We start from the raw sequence: 18,275 nt of genomic DNA on the forward strand, positions 1-18,275 counted from the left end.
CAAGAAAGGAAATCATGAACACGAAAACAAACGGAGTCTGGTCCGAAGCGGGAACGCTCCACACGGTCATGGTCTGCTCCCCGGGACGGGCCCACACCTTCCTCTCGCCTCAGAACTGCCACGACCTCCTCTACGACGACACCATCGACGTCGACAAGGCACGCGAGGATCACGCAGCCTTCGTACAACTCATGCGCGACCGGGGTATCACGGTTCTCGAGTTCGATTCGTTGCTGGCAGACGTGCTGGATGTCGCTGAGCAGCGCAGCTGGTTACTGGATCGACGCGTCAACACCTCAACTCTGGGCGCAGGAATCACCGAGGAACTGCGCTCCTGGATGGATGAGCTTCCCAGCTCGGAACTGGCCTCCTACTTGATCGGCGGGCTGTCCTCGGACGAAGTGCCGCAAGATATTCTCGGCAGTTCCATCCTCCCGTATCACGTAGGCGCGGAGGAGCCGGAGATGTTCATCGCGCCACTCCCCAATTCAGTATTCACTCGCGACCCCTCAGCCTGGATCTACCAGGGTGTGGCCATCAGTTCGATGTACTGGTCGGCGCGTCGCAGAGAGACTCTGCTTACGCGCGCCGTCTACAAGTTCCACCCGTTCTTCACCGGGCGGAGCTTCCCCACCTGGTTCAACGGCCTCAAGCACGAGTCCGGCCACTCCTTCATCGAGGGCGGCGACATAATGCCGATCGGCAATGGTGTAGTGCTGGTCGGCATGGGTGAACGCTCCACCTACCAGGCGGTCAGCCACCTCGCGCACAACCTCTTTGAAAGAGGCGGCGCCACTAGAGTTATCGCCGCTCGCATGCCGAAGGACCGCAGCACCATGCACTTGGACACCGTCTTCACCTTCTGCTCCGAGGATGTTGTGAACGTGTACGAACCCGTGGTGAAGAAATTGACTACCTTCACACTGACCCCGTCTACAAGCGAACTCGGCGGTGTGCGCGTCCAACACGAAGAGGACCCGTTCATCGAGGTGGTGGGCAGGTCCATCGGTACTTCACTACATCCCGTGGCATCTTCCTACGGACGCATCGGCGCGGCGCGCGAGCAGTGGGACGACGGCAACAACGTAGTCGCACTGGAGCCCGGCGTCGTCGTCGCATACGACCGCAACCACGGCATCAACAGTAATCTCCGCGCGGCCGGCATTGAGGTCCTGGAGATCCCCGCCTCCGAATTGGGGCGCGGGCGCGGCGGCGGCCACTGCATGACGTGCCCGATCGACCGGGACGCCATCGAATACTGATCACGTGCCGGAGCAGACGCCCGCCCACGGTTCTATTCGCGCGATTCGCCAAACCCGCACCGGGTAGGCGGACGTGGAGACCATCCACGACGCATTCGGCTCTGAACACCCCACCGTCCTCCATCAGGCTGTTCACCACGTGCATACTATCGACGCCATGACAATCGTCACCCTAGGAGATTGACACATGAGACAGGCTTTGCAGAATGCGCCGCCCGGCAGAGCGGTGGCCTCCCTCGTCACCCCCGACACTCGGCTCGGTCGGTGATCCGGCCTTGGCCAGTCCCACTGAGTTCGTCGGCTAGGCATACGACGAGACCACCGCCAAGGCCCTTGCCGAGGAAAAGGGGTTCGTCTTGAAACAGGGTGGAGTTCACGGGCGCCGGATCATGGGTTCTACGCAATCCCAACGCACCATCGACACCCGCGTGGACCGTACGCCGCTGCCAGCCGGGACCGTGAAGATGTTCGTCGACGGCGCGCGCAGAGATTTCGACGGCCTCCGACAGCGCCGTATTGGCAGGGTGGCTCCCGCGCAACTGCGAGAACCGGATCTCGCGGCTGGTTGCATGGATCCGAAGGTCGAGGCCGTTCGTCGTTTCGTCAAGTCGACCGACGATATGGCTGCGGTTGGTCGACTTGACAACGCCTACAGCCTGTCGGTTGGCACAGCCGGCACCGTCATCACCCCGGTGTCGATTACGGAGGACCCGCAGGCCCTTGTCGGCCGGCGCTCTGAGGCGCCAGTGTGTTCGCTGTAGGCGAGCCGAGGCATCCGCTGGCCGGATGGCTCCGAACTACAGATGGCACCCGGGCCGTAGATCCAACACCCGCCTCTCATCGGACACTAGACAACCGTACTGAAATGAACTCCAGATCTCCCAAGGACCAGCCAGACTTCGCGGCTCGCACGCCCGCCGCACGACGACGCTGTATCGCAGACATCATCGTCAGCGTTCAGGTTCACAGCCAGCTCGAGCTGCAACAGCTACTCGCCCAACGAGGATTCTCCGTGTCTCAGGGCACACTGTCACGAGACCTGACCGAGATGCGCGCCCATAAGGTGCACAACACGTCTTACGGGAGCATTTACGTAATTCCGGAGGCCGGCGCACCAGGCCAGCTGTTCCAACGCGACGCCGTCATGGACACCCATCGTGAGCAGCTAACGCGGCGCGTCGAGCGGTTCATCGTATCGATCCGCACTGCTCACAGCGATGTGGTGTTGCAGACTCCACCCGGCGCAGCACAGCTGCTGGCGGCTGCGCTGGACGACGCCAGGCTGCCCGGAGTGATGGGGACCATTGCGGGCGACGACACCATCCTGATTGCCACGAAGAGCGAGAGCGCTGCACAATCATGTGCCAAGTACCTGTCATCACTGACCTCAGGCACATAGGCTACCGCTTCACCCACCTAGACGGCGCCCATAGGTCTGCCCGGCTGGGACTTCATCGGTGTCCGCAGGCTTGCATGCGTAAGCGGACACTGCGCGTGTCGGCGGCACCGGGGCCGGACGTCAAAAGATGCCGGCGTCCATGCGGTTGAAGCGCCACCCGGTGGGGTTGAGTTCGCTGCGGGCGGCGTAGTCCGGGACCACATACCCGACGATCTGCAGGTTCCAGGTCCCACGCGTGCCCCATACCGTCGCCCGGGTGCGGGCGCGGCCACGCACCACGGGAAAGCCGTCGATCTCGTCCGGCTCGGCGGACAGTATTTCGGAGGAGTGGTAGGTCAGGGTGCCGTCGCGGATGTCGCTCAGCCACTCCACCTTCGGCTGGGGGTAGCCGGTCATGTGGGTCAGGACGCAGTCCTCGGTGAGCAGGGCGTCGATCGCGGCCGTGTCCGCCGCGACCATGGCGTCGCACAGCAGGCGGTACAACTCGCTCGACGCCCGTCCGGAATCGGCGGAGTGCACGGGCGGATTCGGTGCGGTCATGGCTCGGATCCTAAAGGGCCTTGGCGTCGCGCAGGAGGCTCCGCTAAAACCCCCTTGGCATGCGGGCCGCGGCGCGGATCCCCGTATTCCTGCCAAGCACCCGCGAAGAACCGCGTGCCCGCAGAAGGGCGGGCGCGCATGCAACGGTCCCCGGTATCCGACTTCTCGCCTGGATACCGGGGACCGGTCTGGCGGTAGCGCTGGGATTCGAACCCAGGGTGGCTATGAACCACACAGACTTTCGAGATCTGCACCTTCGGCCGCTCGGACACGCTACCTGGCGGGAAGAGCCTACACGCCCGACAAGCCCAGGCGCACCCCCGACGGGCTGCGAAGTCGCTCACGACGCCCGCGAAGACGGGTCGGCGTCAGATCCGTATGCCACCCGGGGCGCAGGGTCCGGCCGATGCAGCATGCACCGCCGATTCGGCAGTCGATCACTCGCCGGGTTCTCCGCGTCGCCGCGGGGCGAAGAACTCCCGCAGCAGCAGTTCCGACTCCGTCTCTCGCAGCCCCGCCACCACCTCCACCTGGTGGTTGGCGCGCGGATCGCGCAGAATATCGCGCACGCTGCCGCAGGCCCCGGTCTTCGGCTCCCAGGCACCGAACACCACTCGCGCCAGACGGGCCAGCTGAGCGGCACCGGCGCACATGGTGCACGGCTCCAAGGTGACCACCAGGGTGCAGCCATCCAGATGAGACCGCCCCCGGGCGGCGCCGGCCGCTCGCAGGGCGCGGATCTCGGCGTGCGCCGTCGGGTCGTGCTCGGCCTCGCGCGCATTGGCGGCCTCGGCTATCACCCGGCCGTCAGGCGACAGGACGACGGCGCCCACCGGCACCTCTCCGGCCACCCCCGCAGCCCGAGCCAGCTCGAGTGCCAGGCGCATGGGGACGTCGTAGCGTTGGCGGACCATACCGGGGACACTCACGCCCCCACCCTGCCCCAGCACCGGCATACCGGTGCGCATCCCGCAGGAAATGTGGGAAGGATCTCCCGCACGGCCTCTTATCCCTGACCTCATGCGGCTGTCAAGCCCGACTGAAGGGGCCGTTTCAGTTGTTTTCACTTGCAAATCCACCGGATTCCTGAAAGATTCACAATCCCGTAAACATCACCACGGCCGTTTGGTCACGGCCGCGCGCGCACCCAAGCGCCACCAATGCACCCGATGCATCAAGGAGTGCCAGTGCCTGATTCGTCCAGCAATCATTCGATACCCGCAAGCACCACAGCCCCCAAGCAGCGTCGTCTCAATGTGGCGGTATTCGCCGTCTCGGCAGCAATCATCGCCACCATCGCCGGCGCGGCCATCATCGCCCCCGAGACGGTCTCCGCGGCCTTCAACGTCGCGGTGACCTGGGCGGGCCGCTGGTTCGGATCCTTCTACATCCTGCTGGTCACGGCGGCCCTGCTCTTCGTCATCGTCCTGGCGCTGTCGAAGTTCGGGACGATCCGCCTCGGGCCGGACAACTCCACCCCGGACTTCTCCACCTTCTCCTGGGCAGCCATGCTCTTCGCCGCCGGCGTGGGCACCGGCATCATGTTCTATGCGGTAGCCGAACCGGTGACCCAATACATGGCGCCACCCACCGGGGACGGGCAGACCGTCGAGGCGGCCCGCAACGGCATCGTGTTCACCATGCTGCACTACGGCATCAGCGGCTGGGGCCTGTACTCGATCCTGGGCATGGCACTGGGTTACTTCGCCTACCGGCGCCGCCAACCGCTGGCCGTGCGCTCCACCCTGCGCCCCCTGCTGGGTGAGAGGGTGAACGGCCGCTTCGGCGACGTCGTCGACGCCGCCGCCCTGATCGGCGGGGCCGTGGGCATTTCGGCATCACTCGGCGTGGGCGTGGTGCAGCTGAACGTCGCCCTGACCATCCTGTTCGGCCTGCCGCAGGGGACCAGCACGCAGATCGGCCTGATCGCACTGAGCGTCATCATGGCCACCATCTCCGCCGTCTCCGGGGTGGACCGCGGCGTGCGCGTGCTGTCCAACATCAACGTGCTGCTCGCAGTCGGGCTGGCACTGTGGGTGCTGGTCACCGGGGACACCGCCTTCCTGCTGGACGCGCTGGTGGGCAACGTCGGCGACTTCATCACCCAGTTCCCCGGGCTGACCCTGGAAACCTACGCCTACGACCGCCCCACCGAATGGCTCAACGCCTGGACACTGTTCTTCTGGGCCTGGTGGATCACCTGGGCCGCCTTCGTCGGCATGTTCCTGGCGCGCATCTCGCGTGGACGCACGGTACGAGAGTTCGTCATCGGCTCCCTGGTGCTGCCCTTCTCCTACGTGACCATGTGGGTTTCGATCTTCGGCAACAGCGCCCTGAACATGATCCGCTCGGGCAACCTCGACTTCGCCAGGCTGACCGTGGACGAGCCGCAGCAGGGTCTGTACATGCTGCTCGACCATCTGCCCGGCGGCAAGATCCTCATCGCGCTGGCCCTGTTCATCGGCATCCTGTTCTACGTCACCAGCGCCGACTCCGGGGCGCTGGTGATGGCCAACCTGTCCAGCCGTGCGCAATCGTCCTACCGCGGTGATCCTCAGGACGCCCCGCCGTGGCTGCGGATCTTCTGGGCGGCCCTGACCGGCGTGCTCACCATCGCCATGCTGGTGGCCGGCGGCATCCCCATCCTCCAGCAGGCGACGATTGTGATGGCCCTGCCCTTCTCCTTCGTGATCATCGCCGTGATGGCCGGGCTGTGGCGGGCCATGCGCACCGAGGCCAGCCGGGAACAGGCGCGGGGCATCGCCAACCGCAACCGCCTGCTCGGGGCCACGGGCACCGCCGCCGGCATGAACCGGATTCCGTGGCGCGACCGCCTGTCCCACACCTTCGACATCGTCTCGCCCGCCCGCGCCCAGCGCGCCATGTCCAACCGTGTGGTGCCGGCACTCGAGGCGGTCGCTGACGAGCTGCGCAAGGAGGACCTGGTGGCCGATGTCGTCGTCGCCGGCCCAGAGGCCCAGGATCCCGACGACGTGCGCAACTTCCTCGGCTCGGCCACCCTGGTCGTCACTGCGCCGGAGTCCCTGGCGCAGGCCGCCGCACCGGGCGAACAGGTGGCCGGCTCCCGGTTCCGGTATGCGGTGCGCATGGTGCAGGCGCCTGTGCCGGCCTTCGGCGTCGTCGTCCACGAGGCCGACGACCTCACGGTGCGTCTGGAGGTGCGTCCACGCGGCGGCGGTCAGGGCTACGACGTCATGGACTGGTCGCGTGAGCAAGTAGCCCACGACGTCCTGGACCATTACGAGCGCTGGCTGGAGTACCTTGGCGCCGCCGAGACCGTCTGATCCGGACCTGCGCCGTCCTCGAGCGCCGAGCAGCCCCTGTGCAGCGGGTGTTTCATTTAGGCTTGGGTCATGCGCCTGCACGTTGCCGACCACCCGCTCATCGACCACAAGCTCTCCGTCCTGCGCGATGAGAAGACGCCGTCGGCGGTCTTCCGTCAGCTCGTCGACGAACTGGTCACCCTCCTGGCCTATGAGGCCACCCGCGACGTGCGCACCGAGGAGATCCACATCAAGACGCCGGTGGCCCACACCACCGGTCGGCATCTGGCCGAGCCGCGACCGATCGTAGTCCCGATCCTGCGCGCCGGGCTGGGCATGCTCGAGGGCATGACGCGCCTGCTGCCCACCGCCGAGGTCGGGTTCCTGGGCATGACGCGCAATGAGGACACCCTGGAGGTGGAGACCTACGCCAACCGGCTGCCGGACGATCTGTCCGGCCGTCAGTGCTTCGTCGTCGACCCCATGCTCGCCACCGGGCACACCCTCGTGGCTGCCGTGAACTACCTACTGGAGCGCGGCGCTCGGGATGTCACCGCCATCTGTCTGATCGCCGCTCCGGAGGGCATAGCCACCCTGGAGGCGGCCATCGGTGACCGGGCCGAGGTCACCGTGGTCACCGCCGCCCGCGACGAGCGCCTCAACGAGCACGCCTACATCGTGCCCGGACTGGGCGACGCCGGTGATCGCCTCTACGGCATCGTGGACTGAGACCGCGGGGACCTTGACGCCGCGACGCCGCCGGGCAGGTGGGGAGCGCTACCCGCGGCTGCCGCTTCAACCGACCTCCCGAAGCATTTAGCATCGGGGCATGAGTTCCCCGACGGCGTTCCCAGGGCAGTCCGGCTCCGCACCCGCGGGACGGGACCGGCTCAGTCCGCGTTTGATCGGCGCCGCCGTCCTGGCGGGAGTGCTCGTATTCGCCGCCGTGCTGGGCGGCGGGATGGCTCTGGGACGCGGCACGGACTACTCCGTTCCTCTCGCCACCGACCGAGTCGCCCACGTCTCTCCGTCGCCGGACTGGGTCAAGGGCGCCGACCAGACCTGGACCACCACCGTGGCAGCCGGCGCCAAAGTCATGACCATGCCCGGCCACCTGCTCACCCTGGAGACCGGTGACGACCCCGCGCAGGCCACCCTGACCGCATACGCGCTGACAGAATCGGGCACGACCGAATCCTGGTCGACACAGGTGGACGCCTCAACTGATTCGGGCGACACGAGCGACGACTTCGACATCCCCATAAAACCCGCCTATCTCAAGTGGGGTGAGAACACACTAATTCACGACACCACCCTGTACGACCTGAACACCGGCGCGACCCGCAAGGCTCCCTGGTCCTCCTCCGACGGAATGCTGATCGCCGACGACATCGCCATCGCCTGCGCCTCCGGCGGCAAGTGCACCGCGTATCGGGAGGACCAGCCGGATACCTCGCTGTGGAGCGCGACCATGAAGTCCCCCGAGCGCTACTTCCAGTACGCGTCAAACTTCTACCAGACGGTGTTCGTGCGCGACGGGCAGCGGTATTGCATTCTCGGTAACCGCACCATCCACAACATTGACACCGGCGAACAGGTACCACTGACCATACCGGTCTCAGAAGAGGAAATCATGGGGTACGCCGCCCACGGGGCGAGCGATGGATGGATGGTTCTTCTGACCGAATTCAGCGGCAGGCAAGTCGTGTACGCGTATGGACCGGAGGGCGGTGAACCGATCGACTCCTACGAGGACACGCTCACACTGACCGGCGATCAGAGCCTTGTCCACACCGATGGGACCCGTACGCTGGCCTTCTTCAAGGAGCGCTTCGCCGCCGCTTCAGCCGAAACCATAGCCGGTATAGCCAACCGCGACGCCAACGAATGTTCCCAGTCGGTCGAGATCACCGACAAGCGCACGATTGAACTGACCCGATTCGACGACGACCTTGCCTGCCTGTCGGCGATACATCTCTCCGCGGACCGCAGCGTCATGACGGCGGGCCTCGCGGCCGCCGACGCCCAGGATGTCAGGACCTTCCGCCTGATGTACAACAGCGATAACGGGGAGCAGATCACCTTCCCGGGAATGGACACGAGCTCGGGCTCTCTCTTCGACCTGGTAGCCGCGGACTACGTCGTCGGCTACGACCCGGCCACCGGCACCCTCACCGGCTACCGTCCCGCCTCCTGAAGCCAACCGCACCCCCAGCCGGGCCAGGGACAGCGCGTCGAGTTCTCACAACCACCACCGGGCGAGGCACGCTCCACAGCACCCTCAAGTAAGTCTAGGCTCGCCTTGCTCACGATTTTCACGGTACGCTCCGGTGAGCCATCTGTGCGGCAACCGTTACGCAATCGAGGGATACCCATGCCACTGTCCCGCCGTCATCTTCTGCTCGGCTCACTGGCCCTGACCGCAGGCATCGCCTCCTGCTCCAACACAACTCCGACCACCCCCTCCCGCACCGCCGCCAGTTCCACGGGCACAGGCACCGGCACCCGCACCATCACCGATCATGGCGGCAACACGGTCACCGTCCCCGCCACCATCAACCGCGTCGCCATTGCACAGATCCCCGTGGAATCAACCTATATCGCCTATTTCGACGGATCTGCGCCCAACCTTGTGGGCATGATCCAGGCCCGCGTGGACGCCCTGCGCAACACCACGGCCGCCGAGATCGCCCCCGAAATACTGGACGTTGACACCTCGTACTACGACAACGGCGAACTCAACGTCGAATCACTGTTGAATCTCGACGTTGATGTGGTGCTCTACAACGCCTTCAACGCCTAGCATGCCCAGTTGTTCTCAAATGCGGGTATCCCCGCGGTCGGTTTCACCACAAACGGCGATCCCACAAGTGTCTACGCCGACTGGATGCATCTACTCGAGGACCTGTTCGACGAACCCGGCAAGATGGATGACAAGATCGCCGTCGGCACCGGCTATGGCGAAGATGCCGCAGCACGGGCCGCTCGGGTCGCCGACACCGAACGCCTCTCGGCACTCGTCCTGATGGGAGTGGGCGGTGGGCAGCTTACTGTGGCCGCAGGCACGGAGGGTCGGTTCGGTGACTCCTGGGCCGAGCGCATGAACTACACCGACGCTGCGGACGGAACCCAGGGCCGTGCGCTCCAAGTGACCTTCTAACAGGTCCTCGACTGGGATCCGGACGCACTATTAGTCACCGGCCGGGGCATGAGCAATCTGACCGCCGCCGTCGTACTCTCCGGCGAGATTGACGGCATCAGCTTCACCGAGCTGAGCTGCTACCGAAACCGGGCCGTCTACTCCACCGGTCTGCGCATGTGAAACTGGTTCACCCCAACCCGGATGCCCCACTGGCCGCCTACTGGACAGGATCGCGCCTGTATCCGCAACAGTTCGCGGATATTGACCTGCCGGTGCTGACTCTGCTCGTGCTGGCCTGCGCCATCGCCTCACTCCTCGCGGGACGCTACGGGATTGAGCCGGGTGAGCTACTGACAGTGTTGCGCACCCGCCTCGCGGGAAGCGGAACGGGATCCGGATCGACAGCAGAATCGGTCGTGTTCAATCTGCGGCTGCCCCGAATCACGGTGGCCATTCTCGTCGGTGCCGGACTGGCGGTGGCCGGCGCCGCCTTCCAGTCGCTGTTCTCCAACCCATTGGCAACACCGGACACGCTCGGCGTCGCCTCAGGAACCTGCGTCGGGGCGGTGCTCGCGCTGCTGGCCGGGTGGGGCATGATCGGTGTGCAACTGGGCAGCACTCGCCGTCGGACTGTTGACCGTGACGGTCACCACCACAGTCGCACGCACCCGAGACGGCGGCACCGACATGGTTATGCTCGTGCTAGCGGGTGTCATTGTGTCCGCCCTGGCGGCACCCGCCATCCTGCTGGGCTCCGGGGTGATTGTCGCATTGCGGTGGCGGCTGAATGTGCTGACACTGTCGGCGGATGAGGCGCAGGCGGTGGGCGTGGACGTGCGCACCTTGAGGTTACTGCTGATCATCTGTGCAACCGTGGTGACCGCATCGGTGGTCTCCATATGCGGGCAGGTGGGCTGGATAGGTCTGATAGGGCCGCATGCTGCCCGCATGCTCGCCGGCTCGAACAACCGCCACCTGATCCCTGTCTCGCTGCTGTTGGGGGCGAGCACCATGATCATCATCGACACCGTGGCGCGCACTCTTACGGCGGCGGAGATCCCCGTATCAGTGATAACCGCAATCGTCGGGGCCCCGTTCTTCATCACCTTGATGCGCCGTACCGTCGGGGTGAGGGCATGAACAAGAACGTTAAGGACTCTGCGGCCGGACGCCGGGAGATGCCGGAGGCGGCACGCCGCGCCGGACCGCGCCTGCGGGTGGTAGACGGGTCCTTCCGCTATCCCGGGGCTAAGGCGCCGATCCTGAATCACATCAGCACCGACGTCGATGACCGGCAGCTGCTGGCGGTGCTGGGACCCAACGGGGCCGGGAAGACCACGCTGCTGCGCACCATGCTAGGACTACAGCGCTGGACCACCGGAGTCACTTACTTCGACGGAGTCGAGCTGTCCACGCTGGCGGACATGCCGTGCAGAACCACGTCTGGCGGCCAGTTCCAGATGATCCTGATCGCCCGGGCACTCGTGGCGAAGCCGCAGGTGCTGGTCTTGGATGAGCCGGAAACGGGCCTGGACTTTCGCAACCAGCTCATTGTGCTGAATCTGCTGCGCTCACTGGTCACCGAGCGCAGCCTGAACATTGTGATGAACACCCACTATCCGGCACATGCCCTGGGAATCGCGGACCAGGTCCTGCTGCTGGACCGCGATTCCCAGGGCACGCTCATGACCTGCGCGCGAGGTGATGGATGAGGAGACCCTGGCACGGGTATTCGACGTCTAGGTATGCGTCGGGGAGGTTGAACACGACGGCGATCACCTCACCACCGTGATCCCCGTACGCGTGCTCTGACACCCGCCCGCCCCGCGCATTCTCATCTGAATGACCGGGGCGGGCCAGGCGACTCAGAAGGCGGGGATGACGGACTCGTCGGTCCAGGTCTCCTCGATGTAGCCGCGCAGCTTCTCACTGTTGAGCAGCTCGGCCAGCTTGACCAGGTGCTCATTGTCCTTGTCCGCGCTGCGCACCACGAGCTGGTTGGCGTAGGGGGACTCACCGCTCGGCTCCAGGACGAGGGCATCCTGGCTGGGGTTCAGGCCCGCACCGAGCGCGTAGTTGCCGTTGATGACCGCCAGCTCCGCGTCCGCCATCGAGGCGGGCACCTGGGCGCCGTCGACCGTGACCAGTTCGAACTTCTTGGTGTTCTCGGTGACGTCGAGGGTGGTGGGGCTCTCGACGTTGGGGTCGAGCTTGATCAGCCCCGCGGACTCCAGCAGCTTCAGGCCGCGGGCGGTGTTGGCGGGGTCGTTGTTGAGAAGGATGGTGCCGCCCGCCGCCGCCTGGTCAACGGAGCTGTAGCCCTTGTCGGTGTAGATGCCCATGGGCTCGATGTGCACGTCGGCGATGGCGACCAGGTCGTAGCCCTTCTCCTCGTTCTGCTGCTCAAGGAAGTTGGGCGTCTGGAAGAAGTTCGCCGCCAGGGAGCCGTCGCTGAGTGAGGCGTTGGGGATGTCGTAGTCATCGATCGACACGATGTCGAGCTTCAGCCCGGCATCCGCGGCCAGATTGTCCTGCACCCACTGGAGAATGGTGACGTGCGGCTCCGGAGTGGCACCGATGGAGATGGTGGCCGTGTCGCCGTCGACGCTGATGCCGCCGACGCCGCCGGAGTCTCCGGAGCAGGCGGCCAGGGTGAGGGCGAGCGCGGAGGCGAGGCCGCCGACCACGGCGCTGCGGCGGGAGATGGTCAGGCTCATGATGGTGATTCCTTGTCTTGTTGTCTTGGGCTCGTGAAATCAGTGCGGAAGTTGAGATTGAGGCGCAGACGCATGCGTGACGGGGACGCCGGCGTCTGAGGTGGTGCGAGCCAAGCCTTCAAGGCCTGCAGGCCCGGGACTCCGGCTGGTCGCGGCTCAGCGGTGGTCGACCAGCCGGCTGAGCATGTCGCCACACACCTGGATGACGGCAACCACGAACACAATGAGAACGACGACTATCACCATGACGTCGGAGGCGTTCTGCCGGTACCCGTACTGGATGGCCAGGTCCCCCAGGCCGCCGCCGCCGACGGTGCCGGCCATCGCGGTGTAACCGAGCAGGGTGATCAGGGTGACGGTGGCGGACTGAATGAGGGTGGGCAGGGCCTCGCGCACCAGCACGCCCCAGGTGATCTGGCTGCCGGAGGCGCCCATCATCAGGGCGGCCTCCACCTTGCCGTGGTCGACGTCGTTAATGGCCGTCTCCACCAGGCGGGCGTAGAAGGGGATGGCCCCGATGGTCAGCGGCACGCAGGCCGCCCCCCAGCCCAGAGAGGTGCCCACGAGCAAGCGGGTGAACGGAATGAGCGCCACCATCAGGATGATGAAGGGCATTGAGCGCCCGAAGTTGACGACCTGTGAGAGCACCTCGTAGACGGCCCGGTTGGCGTGCTGCCCGCGTTTGCCGGTGGTGACCAGTGCGAGTCCCAGCAGCATGCCGAACAGAATCGTCAGCAAACCGGAGACACCCAGCATTTGGAAGGTCTCCAACGTGGCGGGTCCAAGTTTGCGCTGTATGGCCGGGTTGTTGAACCAGGTGTCGTTGCCGCCTGCCGCCAGGGCGCGCGCTCCGGCGTTCACCGGGCCGGCTGCGGTGAACAGACCTGTGGAAGAGATCAGCGTGCTCATGCGCGCACCTCCGCGGTGACGCCCGCTTCACGCAGGGCGGTGAGTGTGCCCTCCGCCTGTTCGGCGGGGACGGTGAGGGCCAGACGACCCACCTGGGCCGAACCGAGCGTCTCGAACAGGCCGCCGGCGACGTCGGCGCCCCGATCGGCGGCGAGCGACAGCACCTGGGCGGCAGCGGGCCGGCCGGGCCGGGAGGTCAGGGCCACGTCGATGACGACATCGCCGCCGGACAGTGTCCCCGCAGGGACCTCGGGGGCGGGGACCAACTCGTGGGACAGGCGGGAGTCGACGTCGCGGACCACGTCCTCAATCGGCCCGGACTCGACCACGCGCCCCGCCTCCAGCAGGCTGACGGAGTCGCAGATCTGGCGGACCACGCTCATCTCATGGGTGATGATGACGACGGTGACACCGAGGCGGTCGCGCACGTCCCGGATCAGGGCGAGGATCTGGCGGGTGGTTTCCGGGTCCAGCGCGCTGGTGGGTTCGTCGCACAGCAGGACGGCGGGCTGGTCAGCCAGTGCCCGGGCAATGCCGACCCGCTGCTTCTGGCCGCCGGAGAGCTGGGAGGGGTAGGAGGAGCCACGGTCGGCCAGGCCCACCAGGTCGAGCATCCGCGCGACCGTATCGTGCCGCTGCCCCTTGGGCACCCCGGCCAGGGCCAGCGGGTAGGCGATGTTCTGTGCGGTGGTGCGCGAATCGAGCAGGTTCGCGTGCTGGAAGACCATGCCGATGGCGCGGCGGGCCTCACGCAGGTCCCGAGCGGACAGGTCGGTCATGCTCTTGCCCGCCACACGCACCTCACCGAAAGTGGGACGCTCCAGGCTGGTCAGGCAGCGCACCAGAGTGGACTTGCCGGCGCCGGAGGTGCCGACGATGCCGTGAATCGAGCCCGCCTGCACGTTCAAGGTCACGCCGTCCAGCGCGCGCACCGTCTTCCCACCCGGGAGCCTGTAGACCTTGTGGACGTCACGCAGGGAGAGCATGGGTTCCTGTGCCACCGCCTGAGCCGCGGAGCGCTCCCGGTCCCCGCCCGGCACTGGCCGGCCGGGCGTCTGGGATGCAGGTGTTTGCGTCACGTGATCCTCCATCGGTCCTGGCGTTAGCACCCTCTCCGTGAACGGGGGTTGCTGCAACGTCGACAAGCCAGGTCTCTCGGTTGCTCTGGATGGTCGGCGCCTACGGTAGACGGACGGATGCGCCCGGGGCAAGCCTCGCGGCGAAAACGCCGCGCGCGTCACGTCCGCACGGCGGCGTCGGCCCGCCCGACCGTCCGATCCCGTCGCCGCCTCCAGCCCGTCGCCGCCTGCACCGAGATCGGTAGAAGTTACGTGCCCAGATCGGTCGCTGTGGTGGCCTGTGTCCTGGCTATCCAGTCAGCGGCCGCTCACGTGAACGACGTCATGCACATGCACTACCGCCACGAACACGTGTTTGCGGCACGCACACGCGTTTTGGAGGTTCTCACGTGCTCTACACCTGCAAAGCTCGAGAAACTCGCGTATCGGAGGAGAACTCGTGTACGTGAGACGAACACATGCGTTTGGCGGAGCGAGCGACCCCGGCCGGGTCCACAAGCACCTGAACTCCGTTCACCGGTTCTTCCGGTTTTGGGGTGTGGTGTGGGTGCTTGGTGTTGTGGTGTGGGCTCCTGTGGTGGGTTTGCACACTCAAGGAGTGAGTCCGGGGGTGGATTCCGCGTGATTGTGCGGATTTGATCTGCGGCCCGGGTGTCATGACAGTGCTCTGGTGTGCAACGAGGGGCTCGTTGCACACCGGAGCCCTGTCACCAGATTCCGGCCGGAAAGCAGTTTCGGCGTGTTTGCAGGGGAAACCGGGGTTTGGGTGGGTTGGCGCCGATGGCTGTAGTGTGCAAGTCCGCGGCACCTACCCTTAACCACCACACCCTCGAGTCGGAAGAGCCCGCTCACCCGGCGGAAGGACCGCGGCCGGGTGCTGGCATAAGGGCTCACCGTTTCGCCGTCTCACCGTCTAAGGCGATGAGTCCAGGCTTCCGATGAAGGACTCGTCTCTCTACGCCGGCTAGCGCGTCTGCCCCACTATGCGTCGTAGAAGATGACGAAGCGCTTGCACCGTTACCGCACGCTGATGTTGAGTATGCGCGCTCGATTGCCATCGTCCATGACAGGATGCGGTCATGGCATCCACGACCGGAACGACGTCGGACCCGCAGCAGACGCTGCTCAATCCCCCATCACTTTCGGGGGAGGTGCCCGTTGTCGAGCCGGTGCCGGACATCCTGGGCGAGCCCTGGGTGGCGCGCACCATACCGGTGACCGACTCCCCCGCCGCACCGGGCGCGGACCACGCCGTATTCGTGCACCAGCGGGGGGCCGTCCCGGCTACGGGAGCCGACGATCCGGCCGGCGCCCCCCGGCATGAGCGAGCCGTCCTGTTCCTGCACGGGCGCAACGACTACTTCTTCCAGACCTGGCTCGCCGATGCGTTCCTGGTGGCCGGGTGGGAGTTTTATGCGCTGGAGCTGCGCGCCTGCGGCCGGGCAGGCGTGGACTACTGGTCCCCGCACGACGTGCGCGACCTGCGGGTGCACGATGAGGAGATTAGTGAGGCACTGCGGATCATCCGTCAGGAGCACGGACATTCCTCGGTGGTACTAAATGGGCATTCAACCGGCGGCTTGCAGGCGGTGATCTGGGCCGCCGACCACCCCGGATCGGTTGACGCCGTCACGCTCAACTCCCCATGGTTGCAGTTGAACTCCTCGGGACTGGTGCGCTCCTACGGCTCGGCCTTCATCGACGTGCTCTCCCGCCGCGACCCGGACCGCGTTATCGACAATCCCCGCGAAAGGCGGGAACTTGAGCCTGCCGCGGCGAACACTCCGCGCACGGTCGGGGCCGACGCCGCCACCGCCGTACCGGTGGACACCGATCCCGGGCCGATTGAGGTGGACATCTATGCCCGCACCTTGCACCGCCGTTGGGGTGGGCAGTGGGACTGGGATCTGGCTCTGAAACCATCGCCGTCGTTCCCCGTGCGGGCGGGCTTCCTGGCAGGCATTCGTAGGCTGCAACGGGAGGTGCACCACGGCCTGGGCATCGACGTGCCGGTGCTCGTGTGCTGCTCGACGACGTCGGGCGGGCCGGACATTTCCCGTGAGGAGGCACTGCGTTGCGACACAGTGCTGTCGGTGGAGCAGATCGTGGAGCGCTCCCGGTTCCTGGGTGAGGACGTCACCGTGGTGCAGATCCCCGGCGGTGTGCACGATCTGGCGCTGTCCCCCTCGCCTGCCCGCGAGGAGTACCTGTCCACACTCACCAGCTGGCTGACCGAACGCCTGGACTGAGCCGCGGCCAGCGCCACCTCTAGTGAGCCCCTAACGCCCGCCCGCTCTGCCTGCCATCTGCGCGAGCGCGGGGGCGAGGGTGTCGCTGACACGCTCGACGACGTCGAGGGTGTCCACGAAATCCGCCATGGTTCCGTACCAGGGGTCTGGTACGTCGAGATTCGGAGAGGGCGCGGATGTGGTGGCGGCGTGCTGCGCATCGGGGTCGAATTCGCGGAACATGCGGATGCGTTCCGGGTCGGTTCCCAAGCGCGTGGCGCGGCGTGTCAGGGCGCGGTGGTGTGCTGCGGTCATGGCGAGGATGAGGTCGGCACGGCGCAGTTCGGCGTCGGCAATGCGATGGGCGGCGTGTGTGGCGATGACCGCGGCGACGGCGCGGGAGGCTGCATCGGAGCCGACGCCGTATCCCGCCTCGGCCAGGACTCGCCGGGCGCGCGGATCCATGGGGTTACCGGATTCCTCGTCGGAGACGCCCGCCGAGGTGACGTTGACCGCGCCCGGGCATTTGGCGGACAGTCCCGCCACGGTGAGCCGGTCCACGAGCACCGCGTGGGCCATGGCGGAGCGGCAGATGTTGCCGGTGCACACCATGACGACGCCGTATGGCTCGGACGGGTCGTGCTGCGCGGGCAGTTGAGGTGTGAGCGAGCCGGTGTCCGCGGTGGGGCGTTCGTTCATGGCAGGAGCCTGGCCGACTCGGGGCGGGGTTTCAAGGCACCTCCGCTGTGCGGGCGTGGGGAACCGTGCTTGCCTGTGGTTCAAGGCGTATGGGGCTCTTACGTTGGTGTTTGTGGTGGCGCCGGTCAGTGGTTCCCGTGCTTCCAGTGAATCTGATGCTGCGCCGCAGGTGTCGCGGCCACCTGCGGCGAGACGGGGTTTCATGCTTTTCCCGTGTGCACTCGTGTGCCTGCCTTGGGCGACGGTTCGGAGCTTGATACCAGCCGGTTCGGCACTTACGGCGACGGTACATACGTGTACCGTACAACCTCCAGGTGAAGGTACGAACCCGTAAGGCGAACACACACTCAAACCCGAAGTGCCGCTTTGTTGACCCCTTGGACGCTGGCCGGCTGTCACGATCACCGAACGCACCTTGAGGTACGAGGTGCTTCCTGCCCTTTCAACGAAGTCATGCGGAAAAGTCGGGTCAAAACGTACCCATCTTTGTACTGTAGACCAAATCGCAACCTCAATGCCAACAACACCAGTCAGCGATTCCGAACAGCCGCTTTTCGTGTTTGCTGGTGGACTGGCGGAGTATTCTTACACGACGCCTGTTCGGAGTCTGCAACGCCGGTTAGCGGTCGGCTGAAGGGCTCCGAGCCATACAGCAGACGCCTACCTGGCATGGTAAACGGCACAGTGACGCAGTAGATATCCCCGAGGCCCAGAAAACCCGTACGAGCAAGTACCAGCAGGAGTTCCACACCGCCCCAGAAAACACCCTCATACCAGGAGGGTTATTCATGGGGGGCACCACCGGGGGTGTTATGAACACGCGTTGGCGCCACAGACACGCGTTTTGGACATATGCACGTGCTAAACACCTGCAAACCTCCAAAAACACGTGCACTCGGGCCGAACTCGTGTCTGCGAGGCCAGCACGTGTACTCGGGCCGGAGCCGTGTGCTCGGGCCCGTGGGGCGGGGCCGCCGCGTCGACGGGCATGAGGCCGACGGGGCTGACACTTCGAA

At 65.8% G+C, this 18,275-nt stretch carries 16 protein-coding genes, 1 tRNA gene, 1 pseudogene and 1 riboswitch; of the genes and pseudogenes, 11 read left to right on the forward strand and 7 right to left on the reverse strand.

Annotated elements, in window-relative coordinates; genetic code table 11:
* The first annotated feature begins 14 nt into the window (after positions 1 to 14).
* From Q4A20_RS07475 to Q4A20_RS07485, 3 genes are all read left to right on the forward strand, one after another.
* Positions 15 to 1,262, forward strand: coding sequence for an arginine deiminase (locus Q4A20_RS07475; RefSeq protein WP_303121887.1), 1,248 nt, complete (start codon positions 15 to 17; stop codon positions 1,260 to 1,262).
* Positions 1,263 to 1,618: 356 nt separating this feature from the next.
* Positions 1,619 to 2,023, forward strand: a complete 405-nt coding sequence (locus tag Q4A20_RS07480) for a hypothetical protein (RefSeq protein ID WP_303121889.1) — start codon at positions 1,619 to 1,621, stop codon at positions 2,021 to 2,023.
* 104 nt (positions 2,024 to 2,127) lie between these two features.
* The gene (locus tag Q4A20_RS07485) at positions 2,128 to 2,661 is read left to right on the forward strand and encodes an arginine repressor (protein ID WP_303121891.1); all 534 of its coding nucleotides are present in this window, start codon (positions 2,128 to 2,130) and stop codon (positions 2,659 to 2,661) included.
* Positions 2,662 to 2,781: 120 nt separating this feature from the next.
* Here Q4A20_RS07485 and Q4A20_RS07490 read toward each other — a convergent pair whose 3' ends face one another.
* The 3 genes from Q4A20_RS07490 to Q4A20_RS07500 all read right to left on the reverse strand — a co-directional run bounded on the left by Q4A20_RS07490 (position 2,782) and on the right by Q4A20_RS07500 (position 4,088).
* Positions 2,782 to 3,201 carry a nuclear transport factor 2 family protein gene (locus Q4A20_RS07490; RefSeq protein WP_303121894.1) on the reverse strand — a complete coding sequence of 140 codons (420 nt, stop codon included), beginning with the start codon at positions 3,199 to 3,201 and terminating at the stop codon, positions 2,782 to 2,784.
* 189 nt (positions 3,202 to 3,390) lie between these two features.
* A tRNA-Ser gene (locus Q4A20_RS07495) sits at positions 3,391 to 3,479 on the reverse strand.
* Between the two features lie 159 nt (positions 3,480 to 3,638).
* Complete coding sequence (locus tag Q4A20_RS07500) at positions 3,639 to 4,088, reverse strand: nucleoside deaminase (RefSeq protein ID WP_303121917.1); 450 nt, start codon at positions 4,086 to 4,088, stop codon at positions 3,639 to 3,641.
* A 327-nt stretch (positions 4,089 to 4,415) separates the two neighbouring features.
* Between Q4A20_RS07500 and betT the strand changes: the two genes are divergently transcribed.
* From betT to Q4A20_RS07535, 7 genes and pseudogenes are all read left to right on the forward strand, one after another.
* Positions 4,416 to 6,506: a choline BCCT transporter BetT gene (betT, locus tag Q4A20_RS07505; RefSeq protein ID WP_303121919.1), complete on the forward strand. Its 2,091-nt coding sequence runs from the start codon at positions 4,416 to 4,418 to the stop codon at positions 6,504 to 6,506.
* Between the two features lie 69 nt (positions 6,507 to 6,575).
* Positions 6,576 to 7,214, forward strand: coding sequence for a uracil phosphoribosyltransferase (gene upp / locus Q4A20_RS07510; protein WP_303121896.1), 639 nt, complete (start codon positions 6,576 to 6,578; stop codon positions 7,212 to 7,214).
* Between the two features lie 100 nt (positions 7,215 to 7,314).
* The gene (locus Q4A20_RS07515; protein WP_303121898.1) at positions 7,315 to 8,682 is read left to right on the forward strand and encodes a hypothetical protein; all 1,368 of its coding nucleotides are present in this window, start codon (positions 7,315 to 7,317) and stop codon (positions 8,680 to 8,682) included.
* A 177-nt stretch (positions 8,683 to 8,859) separates the two neighbouring features.
* Complete coding sequence (locus Q4A20_RS07520; protein WP_303121901.1) at positions 8,860 to 9,288, forward strand: hypothetical protein; 429 nt, start codon at positions 8,860 to 8,862, stop codon at positions 9,286 to 9,288.
* Between the two features lie 9 nt (positions 9,289 to 9,297).
* The gene (locus Q4A20_RS07525; protein WP_303121903.1) at positions 9,298 to 9,645 is read left to right on the forward strand and encodes a hypothetical protein; all 348 of its coding nucleotides are present in this window, start codon (positions 9,298 to 9,300) and stop codon (positions 9,643 to 9,645) included.
* A gap of 218 nt (positions 9,646 to 9,863) precedes the next feature.
* A pseudogene (locus Q4A20_RS07530) lies at positions 9,864 to 10,767 on the forward strand (FecCD family ABC transporter permease).
* Positions 10,764 to 11,339 (forward strand): ATP-binding cassette domain-containing protein, encoded by a 576-nt coding sequence (locus Q4A20_RS07535; protein ID WP_303121905.1) that lies wholly within the window; start codon positions 10,764 to 10,766, stop codon positions 11,337 to 11,339. The pseudogene Q4A20_RS07530 and the gene Q4A20_RS07535 overlap by 4 nt, the downstream one beginning before the upstream one ends.
* Before the next feature lie 153 nt (positions 11,340 to 11,492).
* On the opposite strand, the gene Q4A20_RS07540 is transcribed toward Q4A20_RS07535, so the two are convergent.
* The 3 genes from Q4A20_RS07540 to Q4A20_RS07550 all read right to left on the reverse strand — a co-directional run bounded on the left by Q4A20_RS07540 (position 11,493) and on the right by Q4A20_RS07550 (position 14,293).
* Positions 11,493 to 12,344 carry a MetQ/NlpA family ABC transporter substrate-binding protein gene (locus Q4A20_RS07540; RefSeq protein ID WP_303121907.1) on the reverse strand — a complete coding sequence of 284 codons (852 nt, stop codon included), beginning with the start codon at positions 12,342 to 12,344 and terminating at the stop codon, positions 11,493 to 11,495.
* Between the two features lie 156 nt (positions 12,345 to 12,500).
* The gene (locus tag Q4A20_RS07545) at positions 12,501 to 13,253 is read right to left on the reverse strand and encodes a methionine ABC transporter permease (protein ID WP_303121909.1); all 753 of its coding nucleotides are present in this window, start codon (positions 13,251 to 13,253) and stop codon (positions 12,501 to 12,503) included.
* Positions 13,250 to 14,293, reverse strand: coding sequence for a methionine ABC transporter ATP-binding protein (locus Q4A20_RS07550; RefSeq protein WP_303121921.1), 1,044 nt, complete (start codon positions 14,291 to 14,293; stop codon positions 13,250 to 13,252). Before Q4A20_RS07550 ends, Q4A20_RS07545 begins: the two co-directional genes overlap by 4 nt.
* Positions 14,294 to 14,337: 44 nt before the next feature.
* Positions 14,338 to 14,428, reverse strand: a riboswitch (SAM riboswitch).
* 983 nt (positions 14,429 to 15,411) lie between these two features.
* Between Q4A20_RS07550 and Q4A20_RS07555 the strand changes: the two genes are divergently transcribed.
* Positions 15,412 to 16,581, forward strand: a complete 1,170-nt coding sequence (locus Q4A20_RS07555; protein WP_303121911.1) for an alpha/beta hydrolase — start codon at positions 15,412 to 15,414, stop codon at positions 16,579 to 16,581.
* Between the two features lie 30 nt (positions 16,582 to 16,611).
* On the opposite strand, the gene Q4A20_RS07560 is transcribed toward Q4A20_RS07555, so the two are convergent.
* Entirely contained in the window at positions 16,612 to 17,259 is a 648-nt protein-coding gene (locus tag Q4A20_RS07560) for a low molecular weight protein-tyrosine-phosphatase (protein ID WP_303121913.1), read from the reverse strand.
* Positions 17,260 to 18,275 lie beyond the last annotated feature (1,016 nt).

Origin of the sequence: Actinomyces sp., assembly GCF_030530635.1 — a bacterium.
Taxonomy (GTDB): domain Bacteria; phylum Actinomycetota; class Actinomycetes; order Actinomycetales; family Actinomycetaceae; genus Actinomyces.